Below are 15,476 nucleotides of genomic sequence, written 5' to 3' on the forward strand. Positions count from 1 at the left end.
AAAGTACACAATGTCGCGGCTACGGGCACCCGCGATAAAGGTCCACCATGCTACCGAGGCCCGCAGGGTATGCGGAACCTCGGAGCGCCGTTACAGCAAATGAACGAAGGCCGCGCTCAACAAATCAGGACGCCTCCGTCGATCGCGTACACGTCGATGGTGACAAATGAACGTGCCTTCAAAGGAGAAGGTGGAGAATTCCAATGAATGAAGGCATTTCGGCGCTGCGGGAGATGCCGGCCGCCGGCCAGCGGTGAGCCGATCTCAAAATGCTCAGTGGGCGAGCGCGCCGCCGAGAATGGCACCAAGGGCGAAAGCCGCCGCTGGATACCAGAAACCATCTGGCCCACGGCGATAGCCGGACCGGTGGTCGTGGTAGCCACGATATCCGTGGTAGTAGCCATGTCTGTCAGGGCCGCGATGCGGTCCCCAACCATTCGGGTAATTGTTGGAATGATGGGGTGGGGGTGGTGGCGGACGATGATGTGGCTGCTTTGCCTGCGCCAACGGCGCGGCAATCACGGTGGCGGCCATTGCCATGATCAGTAGTTTCTTCATTTACGACTCCTCGTTTAACGACCGAAGACTAAGTGGCCACAGATGAACCGTAAGTGAACTAATAATATGCTCACTATTTCGTGTGGCGATGTGATCGGTTTCGGTGTCGTCCTGATGTTGCATGCAAATTGCGTGCGGCGTTGGTGACCTCACGCTGCTTCAGCAAATGGATGCCTTCTGGGTCGAGGCCCCGAAAGGCGCTGCGGGCGACGGGTAGCCCCGGTGCGGTAAGCGTGACCGAGTGTCAGTCATCAGGTCCAACGAGCGACCGTCATTTAGCCGACCGCTGCAATCAGGCGGGCCCATATAAATAAAGCCAGACATGACATCGCCGCCGCTGGTCGGCTGCTGCTAGCGTGGCTGCAACCGCCAGGTCCGGATCTCAAAGGGCATGATATCTGCAGGTCCAACACGTTCAATCGGCTCTTCGAGGATGTTCAGCGCTCCCGAAGCCTGCCATCCCGACGGCAATGTCAGTGATAGGCGTCCGCGGCGGCCTGCGGGTTCGTAAATCCGCAGGATCAGACCCTTTCCCTCCTCGGTCGGCTTCAATCCCGAGAGGGCGACCGGTATGCCCTCCACGCCGAGAGGCGATAGTGTACCCGCCGAGAGACCACTTGCCTCGATGGTAACGAGTGGCTGATTGAGATCGATCGCCTCTTGCAGAACGCCCCCTTCATGCCAGGCGCCCTCATGCGGCATCAGTGCGTAGGTGAAGCTTTGTTCGCCTTCGTCGGCAAGTGGATCGGGATAGATCGGTGAACGCACCAGGCTCATGCCGATGACATTGCCGCGCGCGCTGTGTCCGTATTTGGCGTTGTTGAGCAAAGCGACGCCAAAGCCCGGTTCGCTCAGATCGACAAAACGATGCGCGGCAGCCTCGAACATCGCCTGTTCCCAAGACGTGTTCGTATGCGTTTGCCTCTCGACGACGCCGTAAGCGCATTCGAAGGTGGCGGTGCGTGAGCGCACAGCGACAGGGTTCAACGTTCTCAAAAGCGTACGCCGGTCATGCCAGTCGATCGTCATCTCGACGTCAAGCCGGCGCGCATTGGCTGTCAGCACATAGAGCTGGGTGACCGTTGAGTTTCGGTACCGGTAGGCGACACGGATCGCGCCACGGTGCGGTCCCTGTTCGACAAGCGTAATGCTCTCAGGCTTGTCGAGGCGGACAGCCTTTTCGGCATAGTCGGCGTCAACGTCCCAGGCATCCCAATTGCGGGGCTTGTCGGCCGGATAGACCCACAGCTGATTTGCCGTGCCATCTATCGCTTCCCGTCCCGATGCCTTGTGGACGAGGCTTGAAACGGCTCCATCCTTGCCGATGACGACCGACAGATACTCGTTTTCGAGGCTATGCGCACTGGCTTTCAGAATGCCGGCGGGCCTGAGTGTCTTGCGATCAAATACCGCGACGGAAAGAGGCGCAACTTGATCGGCACATGACAGGACCGTTCCGTCGGAGAGCTTTGCAGCAAGTGGCCGCGGCGCAAGAGACGGGTTGACCGCAATCAAAGCGTCCGACACTCCGCCTGCCGGAAGATTGGCCGACAGCGACTTGAGGGCCTTGGCCTGCTCCACCCCGGCATTGTGTATAACCCCATCGAGCTCTTGTTCGGCGTCGATATAGACCTCGCGTATGCTCGAGCCTGGCAGGATGTCATGAAACTCGTTCTTCAGGACGACGCGCCAATCCGCCTCGAGGCTTTGAGGTCTGTCGGCGCCCAAAAGATGAGCGAGTGAGGCGAGTGTCTCTGCTGTTATCAGCGCCCGTTCCGCCTGGCGGTGCTTGCGCTTGACGCCGCTTTGCGATGTCAGCGTGGCGCGGTGGAGCTCGAGGTAGATTTCCCCATCCCAGACCGGAAGGTCCTTATCTGCCGCAACCCGGTGCGCCATTTCGTAATAGCCCTTCACCGTGCCCCAGCGTGCCGTGGGGATTGCAGGGAAGTCACGCAGTTGCACTTCGCGTTCGACCATCTCCGGGGTTACACCGCCACCGCCATCGCCGTAGCCGACCGCCAGCAGAGACGTGTCGTGCTGCGTCTTGCCGCGGAAATTCCTCCACGTCGGCACGAAGCAGTCCGGCTGCACAAAACCATTATAGCCCTGCATGGGGTTGTCGAAGGTATGGGTCAGTACCTTGCTTCCATCCAGCCCCTTCCACCAGAAAAGATCAGACGGAATGTGATTGGTCTCGCTCCAGTTCACCTTGATCGTGAAGAAGCTGTCGATACCTCCAAGCCGCAAGATCTGTGGCAATGCCCCCGAAAAGCCGAAGCAATCTGGCAGCCAGCAGACAGTGTGGCGCAAGCCGAATTGCTTCTCGAAATAGCGCTGCCCATAAAGCACCTGCCGTGCAAGGCTTTCGCCGGTTGGCATGTTGGTGTCGGGTTCGACCCACATGCCGCCGACAGTTTCCCACTTGCCCTCGGTGACCTTCTTCTTGATGCGCTCGAGAAGCTCGGGATCATCTTCCTCCATCTGCGCGTAGTAGTGAGCAGTCGATTGATTGAACCGGAAGTCTTCCGACCGCTCCATCAGCGAAAGCGCGGTATTGAAAGTGCGTCGCATCTTCCGACGCGTCTCGCCGTAGGGCCAAAGCCAGGCGAGGTCTATATGAGCATGGCCGGTCAGTAGCAATTCGCCGTTCGGCGGAAAACGTGTCTGAAGCTCCTTCAGTCGGACAATCAGCGCTTCGAAAGCCGTCGTTGCCAAAGCGCTCTGCGCCTCACTCAAACCGGCCGGATTTACCTGAAGCTCCGGTAGTTCCCAGATCTTCTGCTGCATGACCGCATCGGATGTGCGCGAAATATAGGATGATGTGTCCGAAGGCCAGTCGAGGCTGCGAAGCGCCTGTTCGGCCGCATCAATCATGTGCGGCACCACCTCGTGGGTTTCGAGTGCGTCTGCCGCCTCGCCGATTTGCCGCAATAGAAGATGAAGCTTGTGGACCGGTTCATCCAGCCAGATCAGCCGCGCCTTATTGAGCCGCGGTGCCCGGTTCGGCTCTCCAAAGGGAAAGCGCGCGACGCTCTCCGTGGTAATCGAAAACTCCCTGCCTTTGATCGGGAACTCCTGATGATAGGGATCGAGCCCGAATGTCTCGGTCTGGCCACCGGAATAATGCAACGTGATCAAGCTCTCACCGCCGAGATCGAGCTGCAGGCGGATCTCGCCGATTGGCCAGTCGCGCGGCGCGCTCACCGATGTCGCGAAATGAACCGTCCCCTTGCGGTGTGGCCAATCCTGATGATGGGCAATCGGCTCGCTCTCAAAGGTCCAGCCGTCGATCAGGACGCTTTGCCTGTCGCGCCAGTGGGCAAGCTCGGCTGTTCGGACCTTCAGACGATCAAGGCGTTGGGCAATCGTGAGAGACATGGCGGGTCCTATCGGAAAGAAGAAACGGTGGGCGGGGAGAACATGTGGTCGCGCGATTGGGCCGCTGGCATCCGCGTCCCGTCTCCTCCAACCGGGGCGCGTTGCAGCGCTTAGATTAAGTAACTTTGTTTTCGCGTCAAGCGCACAAGAAATAAGTTGCGAGAGTTTTCCTTGTGATACACAAGCATTCAGGTGCTTGGGGAAGACAGTTATGCGGTATCTTCGTTCTGGGCCGCGACGACGCCAACCAGATGAATCGGCCGTTTCGCGGGGAAAAACAATTGGTTTGCGGTCGGGAGAAATCGCAGACAGAAATATCCGCGTCATCCTTGAGGCAATCCGCCGGCACGGTCCATTGACCCGCATGGAGCTCGGCCAGCACTCCGGGCTCACAGGCCCGGGTATCACCAATATTCTGCGCCGCCTGGGCGACGAGGGTCTGGTGACATCGCACCGGCGAAGCGGCGCAGGTAGCGGTGCAACCGCCACCGAATTTGCATTACGCCCGGACGGCGCATTTTCAATCGGCGTCAGGGTCCGCCAAAGCAGAGGCGAAGCTGTCCTTATCGATCTCAGCGGCCAGGTCCGTGACCGCCAATATTTTCCGCTCGTGCCGACAGCAAGAGTCCCGTCGATCCTTTCAGCCACGCAGACCATGATGGGTCGGCATGCCGGCCTGCCGATCATCGGCATGGGGATAGGGTCAAATGATTGGACCTCGCAAGAAAGCGATGAGCTCGACGCGGCATCGATCGTTGTTCGCAGCCATGTGGAAAATGAGTGCACGGCAAGCCTCCTTGCCGAGCGCACCATTGGCGCGCCTGCCCCCGAAGGTGGACTGGCGATGATCATCATCGACGAAGATGTGCAGGCCGGGTTCCTCGTTCGCGGCGTCCCTTATTCAGGCATGCATGGACGCGCAGGCAGCATCGGCGAGATGCTGACCGGCCCCGACAATGTCCAGCTGAACACTGTGGTCGGCTTCGGCGCCCTGCGCGCACTCGTAAGCGATGAGGAGTTCAAGTGCCTTATTGCGGGCGAGGAGGCGTCTTCCCCTCAGTTGATCCAGTGGATCCGCGACGCGGCAAGCCACCTGCTCGACCCGATCATTGCGATTGCAGGCTTCATCGCGCCGAGCACCATCATGATCGGCGGCGACCTTCCGCGAGGCGCGATCGAGGCGCTGATTCACCAGCTCTCCGTCGAACGCCGTGACACATCCAAACGGCCCTTCCTGACGCCATGGATTTCCCCGATGAAACCCGCAAGCTTCAGTGGCGGCGGCGTTGCGTTGGGGGCGGCACTGCTACCCTTCCTCAACACCTTGCTGCCGCCCGTTTCCGCCTGACACGGACGTGTCGGTTCAGGCCAATGCCTCGTCTGCGTGGCTGATGTCGGAGGCAAGCGCCTTATCGAGCACCTTTTGGATATTCGCCGCGCGGCGGAAGGAAGGTTCCTGTGTCTTGCCTGCCCGGACGGCCTGCACGAACCGCTGGTAGTTGGTCTCCACCGGCTCGAAGGGAACGTCACGCCATGTCGCGGTGTGAACGTCTTCCTTGAGGCAAGCGCGCAGCGTTGACTTTCCGGTGTCATAGATCATCTCGATCGACCCCGTCTCGCCATAGACCCTGAGACGTAGTTGATCCATCTGGCCGGCGGCAGTTCGTGTCGCCTGGATGGTGCCGATCGCCCCTGTCGTGAAGTCGACATTCATCGTGAAGCTGTCATTCGCATCGAGATCATACTCGCCGATCTTGTCGCCCGGCGCCTTGTTGAAGGTTTTCAGCCGCGCGAAGACATGGGCGACATCCAGTCCCGAGCCGTAGGAGGCAAAATCTACGATATGGATGCCGATATCGCCGAGCGCGCCGTTCGACCCATGCTTCTTGCTGAGACGCCAAAGCCACTTGCTCTCGGTTTTCCAGTCGCCCCAATGACGCCCGACAAGCCAGCTCTGCAGGTGGGATGCCTCGACATGCCTGACCTCGCCGATCTCACCGGCCAGCACCATCTGGCGGCCCTTCTGCAGGGCGGGCGAATTGCGATAGGTGAAGTTGACCATGCCGACCTTGCCCGCTTTCTCTATGGCATCGGTCATTTCCATCGCCTTGATGGCGTCGGTCGCCAGCGGTTTTTCGCAAAAGACATGTTTGCCCGCTGCAATCGCCTGAAGCGTAGTCGGGTGATGGATACGGTCGGGTGTGACGTTGGCAACGGCATCAAACTCGCCCCAGGCAAGGGCTTCCTCCAGCGAGCTGAAGTGGTTGGGGATGCTGTGCTCCGAACAAAAGACCGAGAGCCGTTCTGGCACGACGTCCACCCCGCCCACGACGCTAACGCCGTCGATCGCCTTGAAATTAACAGCATGCTGGTTTGCCATCCCACCGGTGCCGAGAATGAGTAAGCGCATCTTTTCCTCCATGGAAGTCACATTTGGCCATAGCCGAGGCAAAGCCTCACCACGCCATTGCGGGTGCCCGAAATGGCTCAATTCTTGTGTGATCGGGAAGTGCGGTTGCGAGCCGCTAACTTGTGTTGAATGTCGCCGGCATCTCAATCCTCCCAAGCTGCGGCTTGACATCAAATCAAAGTAACTTAATCTAATTAATGCAGCATGGAAATGAGGAGAGGTCAACCGACCACCAGGCTGTATCCGTTTAAATGGGGAGGAGACCCATCATGAAGAGAGCGTTCATCAGCGCACTAGCGCTGAGCACAATGTTATTTTCAGTGCCTGCCGCATTTGCCCAGGAGCTCGCGACAAAGGACCGGATCGGCGCTGCCGACGCACCGAAAACTCTTGTCGTACGGCTCACGAACGATAGTCCCAACAACGCCGATCCGGCTATTGCCGAAGGGTATCAGAAACTCTTCGTCGACTTCATCAAGAAGCATCCCGAGTGGAAACTGCAGATGCAGTTCATGTCGGCTGACATAGGCACCGAACAGGCCAAGATGCTCGAGCAGGCCAAGGCCGGAAATGCTCCGGATTGCGCTGCGGTCGATTCCTTCGTGCTCTCCCAGTTCATGGTCAACCACGTCCTCGCCGACTTCACGCCCTATTTCTCGAAGGACGAGATCAACGATCTTTTCCCCTTCATCCGCAACGGCATTACCGACAAGGACCAGACAATCCGAGCATGGTGGTGGGATACGGACCTTCGCGTGCTCTACCGCAACAAGTCGATCGTTGCCGATGCGCCCCAGACCTGGGATGACCTGAAGAAGGCCGGTCTTTCTTCCGTAAAACAGGGCATGGAAGGCATCCTCTTCAATGCCGGTCGCTACGAGGGGTCCACCTTCGACTGGCTGGCAAACTACTGGGCCCTCGGCGGCAAGCTCGTCGACGAATCCGGTAAGCCGATCTTCGGCGAGGGTGAAAACAAGGAGAAATTCCTGAAGGCCCTGACCTATTACAAGGACCTCGTCGATTCCGGTGCAGCGCCGAAGCGTGTGACAACCATCGGCAACTATGACGACCTCAACGCCGCGGCGGCGGCCGGAACCACTGCTCTCTTCATCGGTGGCAACTGGCAATATGCCCAGTTGAAAGTCACGCTCGACGAAGACGAGTTCAAGAACTGGACCTTCTCGCCGATCCCCGGCCCAACCGCCGATCAGCGCTCCACAGGAACGGGCGGATGGACAATCGCCTCGTTCAGCAAGGACAAGGACAAGGTGGAGATGTGCGCCAACCTTGCTCGTGAAGTCTACATGGGACCAGCCAACGCGCTGCAGCAGCAGTTGCCGACGCGCAAGGCGCTCTTCGACAAGTATGATGTCTTCGCCACCGAGGCCAACAAGACCTTTGCCGGGGCTCTCGTCGATGGTCAGGCCCGTCCAGGCGCCCCGATCTATCCGGAAATCTCCAACCAGATCCAGATCATGATGGGCGATGTGCTGTCTGGTACCAAGAAGCCGGAAGAGGCTCTGGATGCCGCGTTCAACGCGACGATGGAGGCTTACAAGCGTCTCTAGCGAATGAGATCGCGGCGGCGCCCATGACGGGCGTCGCCGTTCGTGTCAAACCCGGACAGAGAAGCCCAATGAGCCCAATTGCCATCGAGGCTGCCAGCGCGCCTCACAGCAGACCGTTCATGCGCCGTTTTGCCGGGGCACCCTTGCCCTGGATCATGCCCGTGATCGTCGTCATCGGCATCTTCTATCTCTACCCGGTGATCGACGTTTTCCGCCTGTCGTTCACCAATGCAACGCTGATCGGCGACAATCCCGTCTATACGCTGAGCACGATATCAAACACTCTGAGTTCGCCGCAGCTGCCCGACATCCTGTGGGCAACCGTAATTTTTGTCGGTGGCAGCGTCATCGGTCAGCAGATACTGGGTCTTGCCGTGGCCGTCGTCGTCGTTCGCGGCGAGAAGCGTGGCCTGTTCGGCACGACCATCCTGCGCACGACAGCGCTCGTTGCCTGGGTCGTTCCGGGGATTGCTGGCGGCATCATCTGGCAGATGCTGTTTTCCGAGGCTCCATACGGGGCGCTAAACAGCATCTTGCGGCTCATGCACCTGCCCGTCGTCGCCTGGCTTTCCGATCCGGCAATCGCCCCGTGGTCGGCCCTGATTGCCAACATCTGGCGCGGCACTGCCTTCTCGATGGTGGTCATGTACGCCGCGCTCAAATCGATCGACCCCTCGCTGTACGAAGCGGCTGATGTCGACGGCGCAACGGGCTCGCAGCAGTTCTTCTTCATCACCATCCCCCAGCTGCGCGCAGCCATGCTCGTCAATATGATCCTCATTACGATCATGACGTTCAATACCTTCGATGCGATCATCACGCTGACGGGCGGTGGCCCCGGGCGCGCGACCGAGGTTATCTCGCTTTACGTGTTCAATATCGTCTTCCGCAATTACGACCTTTCCGGCGGAAGTGTGCTCTCAGTTCTGATGCTGATCATCAGCCTCGGACTTGCCTTCGTTTACGCATCGTTCCTGCCCAAGGAGGAACAGCAATGAGCAGGCGTACCGGCACGCGCTCCGGCGATTTCCTGAGCTACCTCTTCATGCTGGCGATGTTCATCTTCTTCGCCGGTCCCCTCAGCTATCTCCTGTCGATGGCCTTGCGGGACAAACGCGAAATCTATCGCGGCGTGGCACGCTATATCCCGCACAACCCCACCATCGACAATTTCGTGACAGTGCTCAATAACAGCTACTTCCCGCTTTATCTCTGGAACGGGCTGAAGCTTGCTGCGCTGAGCGGCCTCGGCGTCCTGATCGTCGCCTTGCCGGCGGCTTACGCCTTCTCGCGCTTCCAGTTCCGCGGCAAGGGGCTGTCGATGATGGGTCTTTTGCTCTTCCAGATGATCTCGCCGCTGGTCATCATGGTGCCGCTCTATCGCTACATGAACCGTCTCGGTCTGCTCGACACACATTTTGCGGTGACGATGGTCTACATTGCTCTTGGCGTGCCACTCGCGACGTGGCTGTTGAAAAGCACGGTCGACGGGATCCCCCGCAGTCTTGACGAAGCGGCCATGATCGACGGATGCAACCGCTTTTCGGTTTTCTGGCGGATCGTCCTGCCGCTGTCAGCGCCTGGTATCGCTTCCGTCTTCATCATCACCGTGATTGCAGGCTGGTCGCAGTTTCTCGTGCCCTTTCTTCTGCTCACACAAAACAATCTGATGCCGATCGGCGTTGGAATCTTTAACTTCCGTGGCATGCAAACCGACTCGTCCATCCAGCTGCTTGCGGCCGCCTGCCTGATCTCCGTCGTGCCCGCGATCGTGGCGTTCCTGTCGCTCCAGCGGCTAATCCTCGGTGCCATGACCAGCGGCGCGGTAAAGGGGTAAGGACGGTTTGCGTTTCCGTGGCTGATCAAGGATCCCGATTCATGAACCAGATAACCGGCACCAGATTGTCCCCCGACCTGACGGGGGCCAATGTTGAGGATGCGGGCGAGCACAACAGAGCCGTTGTGCTGCGCTGCATCCATCGGCAGGCACCGATTTCACGAGCCGAGATCGCCAGGCAGACCGGTTTTACCAAACCGGCGATCGCCCGGATCGTTGATCGTCTGCTTGACGAAGGACTTATCATTGAGGCTCGCCGCCGGCATGGGCTGAGGGGCCAGCCGGCAATCGAGCTCGAGATCAATCCCGACGCCTTCTTCGCGATCGGCATCAACATCGACCGCGATCACCTGACGATCCTCGCTGTTGATGCCGTCGGCAACGTGCGCGCACGCGTCCATCACGAGAAACGTTATGTACGCCCGGCCGAATTCATGCAGCTGACGGCCGATGCGATATCGCATTTCCAGCGAAGCCGCCTGATCGACGACGCACATCTGGCCGGAATTGGCCTTGCGATGCCGGACTGGCTCGGCGAAATCTCGTTCCTTGGCATGCCTGACGACTACTCCGATTGGATGGAGTTCGACGTACGCGCGGCACTTGAAAATCTGACACAGCATCCGGTCTTCATCGAGAATGAGACGAATGCCGCAGCCCTTGCCGAGCTTGACTACGGCCTTGGAGCGGAAAGCCGCAGTTTCTTTTATATCGCCATCAATGCCTGCCTGGGCGGAGGCCTCGTGCTTGATGGCAGCGGCCATCGCGGCGCCATGGCTCTGAGCGGCGAAATCGGTTGGCTGCCGATTGCCAATGACCGGGACAAGACCGCACAGAAGGTCGATCTGCTTGGCGAGAAGGTGACGCTCTTCTTCCTCTACAAATTCCTGGCGGAACACGGCATCCGTGCGAGCGTACCCCAGGACCTTCTTGCACTCGACGCGCATGGCAGGGCGCTTGTTTCGAAGTGGCTTAAAGAAATGAGTGCGCATCTTGCCATTGCGGTCAAGCATATCGGCATGATCGTCGACCCCGACGCCATCATTATAGGGGGCCGACTCCCGATCCGCATGATCGACGAGTTGCTGCGCTATGTTCACGAACATCTGACGGCAGGAGACATCACTTTGCCTTCGCTGCATCGCGCCTCGCTCGGCGAGGACGCCTCAGCGCTTGGTGCGGCAGCGATGCCAATGGGGGCGGCCCTGATGCTGGCATCGGCCGATGCCGTTCAACGCACCCGTTCGCCCCTCAAATTCATGGATCGCCTGAACAACTGAAGCGGCCGGCAATGCCACTGGGAGGATTTTGATGAGGATTGGGTTTTATACGTCGACATTCAACGATCGGCCGCTTGAGGAAGTCGTGGAGTTCGCTGCCTCTGCCGGTTTCGACGCAATCGAAATTGATGTCGGCGGCCATATCAAGACGCCGGAGAGGGTGCGGGCCGCCGTAACACTCGCTCGCGACCACAATCTCTTCGTCTCCTCTATCACCTACTTCGGCAATCAACTCGACAGCGATCGCGGCAAGCGTAGCGAACTTCGCGCCAGAACGGAGGATTTTGCTGAGGCGATCGGCGAAGCGGGCGTGCCGATCTTTGTGATCTTTCCCGGACGCGACGACAATGCTGATGACGAAGCCAACTATGATGGTTTTGCCGAGTTCGCCAATCGGCTGATCAGCAAGACGGCAGCAAGCGGTCTCATCTTCGCAATCGAGAACTGGCCGGGCCCCAAGGACAACTTCATTGGAACCACGCCGAAGGGCTGGGAAGAGCTCTTCAAGCGGATACCCGACCGGCGCTTTGGTCTCGAATTTGATCCTTCGCACCTTATCCGCATTGGCATTGACCCCTATGCCGCGATGGACGCAGTCAGGGATCGCATCGCCATCCTCCACGCCAAGGATACTGCAATCGATGCGGCCACGCAGCAGGCCGTCGGCTATCACGGGAAGGGTTGGTGGCAGTACAAGCTGCCAGGCAAGGGCCTCCTCGACTGGCCGCGGTTCCTGCGCCAGGCCCGCACCAACGGCTTTAACGGCACCCTTTCGATCGAGCACGAGGATGCCGCCTACGGATGGCCGGGCAAGGATCTCGAAGCACGAAAAGAGGGCGAACGCCTTGGCCTCGCCTATCTCAGAAACGTTTTGAACAAGCTTTGAGAGCGACCCCGGGAGGACGCAAATGGCCCATGTCAGAGTGAATAACGCGCGCAAGGATTATGGCGCCTTCAAAGCCATCAAGGGCGTTTCCGTCGATATCCGCGATGGTGAGTTCGTCGTGCTCGTCGGGCCCTCGGGCTGCGGCAAATCTACCCTGCTCCGAATGATCGCCGGTCTGGAAGACATAAGCTCGGGCGAGATTCAGATCGGCAAGCATATTGTCAATGAGCTGGCGCCAAAAGATCGCGACATTGCCATGGTGTTTCAGAATTACGCCCTCTATCCGCATATGACGGTCGCCAGGAACATGGGCTTCTCATTGCGGCTGAAGCGCATGCCGAAGACGGAAATCGATCAGCGTGTCGGCAACGCTGCCAAGATCCTGGGCCTTGAGGCCCTTCTCGAGCGCTATCCGAAGCAATTGTCCGGCGGCCAGCGGCAGCGAGTTGCGATGGGCCGCGCGATCGTTCGCGATCCTGCCGTCTTCCTTTTCGACGAACCTCTATCGAACCTTGACGCCAAGCTCCGTGTCCAGATGCGATCCGAAATCAAGGAGCTGCACCAGCGGCTGCAGACCACGACTATTTATGTCACGCACGATCAGATCGAGGCGATGACGATGGCGGACAAGATTGTGGTGATGAAGGACGGGTTGATTGAACAGTCGGGTTCGCCGCTTGAGCTCTACGATCGCCCGAACAACCTCTTCGTCGCCGGTTTCATCGGTTCTCCCGCAATGAACTTCATCAAGGGAAGCATGACGAATGAGGGCTTCCGGACAGAGGACGGGCTCGTCCTGCCAAGCGAGCGACGCCCGTCCGGCGCCGTTACCTACGGCATTCGCCCGGAACACATCAGGCTCGACCCCAATGGCATCGAAGTGAAAACCGTGGTCGTTGAACCGACGGGGTCGGAGACGTTGGTGATAGCCCGCCTTGGTACCCAGACGATCAGTTGCGTCTTTCGTGAAAGGATCAGGGCAGCCCCCGACGAGGTACTGCGGATTGCTCCGATCCACGATGCAGTCCACCTGTTTGACGAGGGTGAACGGCGCATCACCGCAGGCGAACCGATGTTGACCACGTGCGCGTGAAAAGGGTTGCCGCCGTGGACATTGTGCGAGATTGCCTCATGGCAATTGCGTCACCGCCTGTAGGTCAACCGGCTTGGTTCCGGCGCTTCGTGTGAGAGGCTTGGTACGTGTGTACCAAGGCCGTAGTGGTTTTTCGCACCAGTTCACCGGACCGTTGGGATAGTTGCACGTCCGACCGAGGTCTAGAATTGCCCCGGCTTCCGGGGGGCGGTGTTGTGACCGAGACAATTGCGCAAGAATTGATCTTCACCTTGCGTGTTGCGCAAGAGATTGCGTCGCGGGAAAGCCCCGACTATGACCTCGTTCTGCTTTTCATCCAGAAAGCCCTTGAGGTGGCAACGGAAGTGGCGTCGCGTCACGGCATCATGGTCGATTTCGATGACGTCTCGGAACGCGAGCATTGAGCGCGCGGTCGCGGCCATTCGTCTTTAGCTCAGACCGAAAGTCGTTGACTTGGAAGGGGCGGTGGTCAATGTCCTGGGTTGGCTCACGGTTAATTCCGGCCTTGTCGTTCTCCTCCAGATCTGCCTCTTCTTCGACAATTTGAGGTCGGTGATCTTATTTTATTGCAAGCTAATGTGCGCTTCGATAACCTCTCCACGTGGGGAGGACTCAAATGCAGAACATCGATTCGACTGCCGCCGAGCCAATCATGACAACGAGGGTATGGAGTATCGCGGATTTTTGCTTGCAGCACCGTTTGGACGGCAAGGAAGAAGCAAGGCTCACGGCTTTGTTTGGCCAATTCGCGACGACCAGTGAGCTGGTTCACAACGTGACGCGCAGATCGCGGTCAAGGTGACAAATTCGGCCGACAACCTGCGCTCAGCTTAAATCTCATTCGGCCTAGCTGACCACGAAGCGACCCCAGGAGTGGTTCACGCCGCCGCGCGGCATAAGGACCGCCGTGCGCCGTCCAAAAAGCCCTCGGGGTCGCCACGGAAGAGGCGTCGCGTCACGGTGTCATGGTCGATTTTCATGGCGTCTCGGTACGAGACACTTTGAGAGCGCGCGGTCGAAGCAAATTCGCCATGAGCTCCAACCGCACACCCGTTGCTCCGGAGGGGCTGGGGTCCTGGCTCCAAAAGCAACGTGCTGGAAGTTAAGGGTTCATGGTTAATTTAGTATTTACGCAATTACTAATGTGCGGAAAAATGCTTCGCAGTCGCAGTCGCAGTCGCAGTCGCAGTCGCGGTTGCAGGGCAGTCGCGCGTATGGCCAAGAAACTACCGCAATCGGGAAATTCTTTGAAATCGGAGGTCGAGAGCCGTTTTCTTTCATGAGCCCCGTTTACGCAACATTGGAATGGGCAGTTTCTTTCCCATCAGGTCTATTTACGGCAATGATCGCAATCAATTTCCGCTCGATGCATTAGTTCATATGGGTCCACGCCGATCGCCCTGCTGACGAGCAAAAACTCTGCGGAATCTAATCGTCTTTCTTCAGTCTCGATCTTGGAAATCACGGTCTGCCGCTGGCCGATACGTCTCCCGAGTTCCACCTGAGTAATGTTGGCCCTTCTCCTCGCTTCAACAAGAAGTTCAATCAATCGTCGGTAAAGTATGCGGTCGAACGAGGACAATGCCAAATGCCAGTTGAAATTTCACCGGCACTTCCGATAAAACCGATTTTCGAATACCCCAAAATAGGGTATCGTCAGTTTCGTGATCGCGACGAGAAATGTTCGGGGGAAGCAGCTTTCATGGAATTGCGTCAGTTATCCTATTTCAAAGCAGTGGCCGAGGAACTGCACTTCGGCCGGGCGGCAGCCAGGATGTGCATTGCCCAGCCGGCGCTCAGCAATCATGTGATGTCGCTGGAAAGGGAGCTTGGCTGTCCGCTGTTCATCCGCTCGACGAGACGGGTGGAACTGACCAGGGCAGGCGAGACCTTCTATGATCGCTGTGTGCGGATCTTAAGCGACATCGACCTGACCACCGAACTGACGCGGGCAGCCGGCGGCAGTCGCATCCGCCAGATCAGGATCGGCAGCATCTATCCGGCCACCATGGGCATGCTGCCAACCTTCCTTGCCAAGATCGCCCGCAAGTATCCCGATGTCCGCATCCACATCGCSTCTGGCAATACCGGCGAGATCATCCGYGGCCTGGAGACCGGSCAGCTCAATTTAGGCTTCATCCGGCCGGTGGAAAACATCGGCTCGTTGCGCTTCGTCTCGCTTGCGCATGAGCGCTACTAYCTGGCGGTTGGCCATGCCAATCCGCTGGCAGCCAGGGACGAGATCAGCATCGATGATCTGCGCACTCAGAAGATCATCGCCTTCAACCGGCAGAACCTGTCGTTTTCGGAGCGCTACTTCAATGAGAAGTTCGCCGAATACGACCTCACCGCCAACATTGCCTTCAGCTGCGATGACACCTATGCGCTGGTGTCGCTGGTCTCTGCCGGGCTTGGCATCGGCTTTGCCCCGGAATGGACGCTTGATCTTCCCAATCGCGGCTTTGA

Annotated in this window: 14 protein-coding genes; 10 read left to right on the forward strand and 4 right to left on the reverse strand. The window is 58.6% G+C overall.

Features of this window, described 5'->3' with window-relative positions:
* Positions 1-273: 273 nt before the first annotated feature.
* Together AC1DPR_RS11600 and AC1DPR_RS11605 are read right to left on the reverse strand one after the other, a co-directional pair.
* Positions 274-558 (reverse strand): hypothetical protein, encoded by a 285-nt coding sequence (locus tag AC1DPR_RS11600; protein WP_477816387.1) that lies wholly within the window; start codon positions 556-558, stop codon positions 274-276.
* A gap of 351 nt (positions 559-909) precedes the next feature.
* Positions 910-3,936, reverse strand: coding sequence for an alpha-mannosidase (locus tag AC1DPR_RS11605; protein ID WP_477816388.1), 3,027 nt, complete (start codon positions 3,934-3,936; stop codon positions 910-912).
* Positions 3,937-4,147: 211 nt separating this feature from the next.
* Here AC1DPR_RS11605 and AC1DPR_RS11610 point away from each other — a divergent pair, with 211 nt between their 5' ends.
* Entirely contained in the window at positions 4,148-5,284 is a 1,137-nt protein-coding gene (locus AC1DPR_RS11610; protein WP_477816389.1) for an ROK family protein, read from the forward strand.
* 15 nt (positions 5,285-5,299) lie between these two features.
* On the opposite strand, the gene AC1DPR_RS11615 is transcribed toward AC1DPR_RS11610, so the two are convergent.
* Positions 5,300-6,346, reverse strand: a complete 1,047-nt coding sequence (locus tag AC1DPR_RS11615) for a Gfo/Idh/MocA family protein (protein WP_477816390.1) — start codon at positions 6,344-6,346, stop codon at positions 5,300-5,302.
* Positions 6,347-6,615: 269 nt separating this feature from the next.
* Between AC1DPR_RS11615 and AC1DPR_RS11620 the strand changes: the two genes are divergently transcribed.
* The 8 genes from AC1DPR_RS11620 (at position 6,616) to AC1DPR_RS11655 (ending at position 13,812) form a co-directional block, all read left to right on the forward strand.
* Positions 6,616-7,914, forward strand: coding sequence for an extracellular solute-binding protein (locus AC1DPR_RS11620; protein WP_477816391.1), 1,299 nt, complete (start codon positions 6,616-6,618; stop codon positions 7,912-7,914).
* 68 nt (positions 7,915-7,982) lie between these two features.
* A complete protein-coding gene (locus tag AC1DPR_RS11625; RefSeq protein ID WP_477816392.1) occupies positions 7,983-8,912 on the forward strand; it encodes a carbohydrate ABC transporter permease in 930 nt (309 codons plus the stop codon).
* Positions 8,909-9,751, forward strand: a complete 843-nt coding sequence (locus tag AC1DPR_RS11630) for a carbohydrate ABC transporter permease (protein ID WP_062369753.1) — start codon at positions 8,909-8,911, stop codon at positions 9,749-9,751. The genes AC1DPR_RS11625 and AC1DPR_RS11630 overlap by 4 nt, the downstream gene beginning before the upstream one ends.
* Before the next feature lie 41 nt (positions 9,752-9,792).
* The gene (locus AC1DPR_RS11635) at positions 9,793-11,031 is read left to right on the forward strand and encodes an ROK family transcriptional regulator (protein ID WP_477816393.1); all 1,239 of its coding nucleotides are present in this window, start codon (positions 9,793-9,795) and stop codon (positions 11,029-11,031) included.
* 31 nt (positions 11,032-11,062) lie between these two features.
* The gene (locus AC1DPR_RS11640) at positions 11,063-11,917 is read left to right on the forward strand and encodes a sugar phosphate isomerase/epimerase family protein (RefSeq protein ID WP_477816394.1); all 855 of its coding nucleotides are present in this window, start codon (positions 11,063-11,065) and stop codon (positions 11,915-11,917) included.
* A 22-nt stretch (positions 11,918-11,939) separates the two neighbouring features.
* Positions 11,940-13,010: a sn-glycerol-3-phosphate ABC transporter ATP-binding protein UgpC gene (locus AC1DPR_RS11645; RefSeq protein ID WP_112666000.1), complete on the forward strand. Its 1,071-nt coding sequence runs from the start codon at positions 11,940-11,942 to the stop codon at positions 13,008-13,010.
* 215 nt (positions 13,011-13,225) lie between these two features.
* A complete protein-coding gene (locus AC1DPR_RS11650) occupies positions 13,226-13,414 on the forward strand; it encodes a hypothetical protein (RefSeq protein WP_018116379.1) in 189 nt (62 codons plus the stop codon).
* A 212-nt stretch (positions 13,415-13,626) separates the two neighbouring features.
* Positions 13,627-13,812, forward strand: a complete 186-nt coding sequence (locus AC1DPR_RS11655; RefSeq protein ID WP_018116380.1) for a hypothetical protein — start codon at positions 13,627-13,629, stop codon at positions 13,810-13,812.
* 528 nt (positions 13,813-14,340) lie between these two features.
* Here AC1DPR_RS11655 and AC1DPR_RS11660 read toward each other — a convergent pair.
* Positions 14,341-14,598 carry a helix-turn-helix domain-containing protein gene (locus AC1DPR_RS11660; protein WP_477816395.1) on the reverse strand — a complete coding sequence of 86 codons (258 nt, stop codon included), beginning with the start codon at positions 14,596-14,598 and terminating at the stop codon, positions 14,341-14,343.
* A 114-nt stretch (positions 14,599-14,712) separates the two neighbouring features.
* On the opposite strand from AC1DPR_RS11660, the gene AC1DPR_RS11665 reads away from it, so the two are divergent.
* A partial coding sequence (locus AC1DPR_RS11665) for a LysR family transcriptional regulator (protein ID WP_477816396.1) occupies positions 14,713-15,476 on the forward strand: 764 nt, incomplete at its 3' end.

Source organism: Rhizobium sp. 01T417 (assembly GCF_056398905.1).

What these genes read in the sequence shown, in the direction of transcription:
- AC1DPR_RS11615 (WP_477816390.1), bottom strand. Translation starts at nt 6,346, where the DNA reads ATGCGCTTACTCATTCTCGGCACCGGTGGGATGGCAAACCAGCATGCT.
- AC1DPR_RS11610 (WP_477816389.1), top strand. Translation starts at nt 4,148, where the DNA reads ATGCGGTATCTTCGTTCTGGGCCGCGACGACGCCAACCAGATGAATCG.
- AC1DPR_RS11645 (WP_112666000.1), top strand. Translation starts at nt 11,940, where the DNA reads ATGGCCCATGTCAGAGTGAATAACGCGCGCAAGGATTATGGCGCCTTC.
- AC1DPR_RS11655 (WP_018116380.1), top strand. Translation starts at nt 13,627, where the DNA reads ATGCAGAACATCGATTCGACTGCCGCCGAGCCAATCATGACAACGAGG.
- AC1DPR_RS11605 (WP_477816388.1), bottom strand. Translation starts at nt 3,936, where the DNA reads ATGTCTCTCACGATTGCCCAACGCCTTGATCGTCTGAAGGTCCGAACA.
- AC1DPR_RS11625 (WP_477816392.1), top strand. Translation starts at nt 7,983, where the DNA reads ATGAGCCCAATTGCCATCGAGGCTGCCAGCGCGCCTCACAGCAGACCG.
- AC1DPR_RS11630 (WP_062369753.1), top strand. Translation starts at nt 8,909, where the DNA reads ATGAGCAGGCGTACCGGCACGCGCTCCGGCGATTTCCTGAGCTACCTC.
- AC1DPR_RS11600 (WP_477816387.1), bottom strand. Translation starts at nt 558, where the DNA reads ATGAAGAAACTACTGATCATGGCAATGGCCGCCACCGTGATTGCCGCG.
- AC1DPR_RS11635 (WP_477816393.1), top strand. Translation starts at nt 9,793, where the DNA reads ATGAACCAGATAACCGGCACCAGATTGTCCCCCGACCTGACGGGGGCC.
- AC1DPR_RS11620 (WP_477816391.1), top strand. Translation starts at nt 6,616, where the DNA reads ATGAAGAGAGCGTTCATCAGCGCACTAGCGCTGAGCACAATGTTATTT.
- AC1DPR_RS11640 (WP_477816394.1), top strand. Translation starts at nt 11,063, where the DNA reads ATGAGGATTGGGTTTTATACGTCGACATTCAACGATCGGCCGCTTGAG.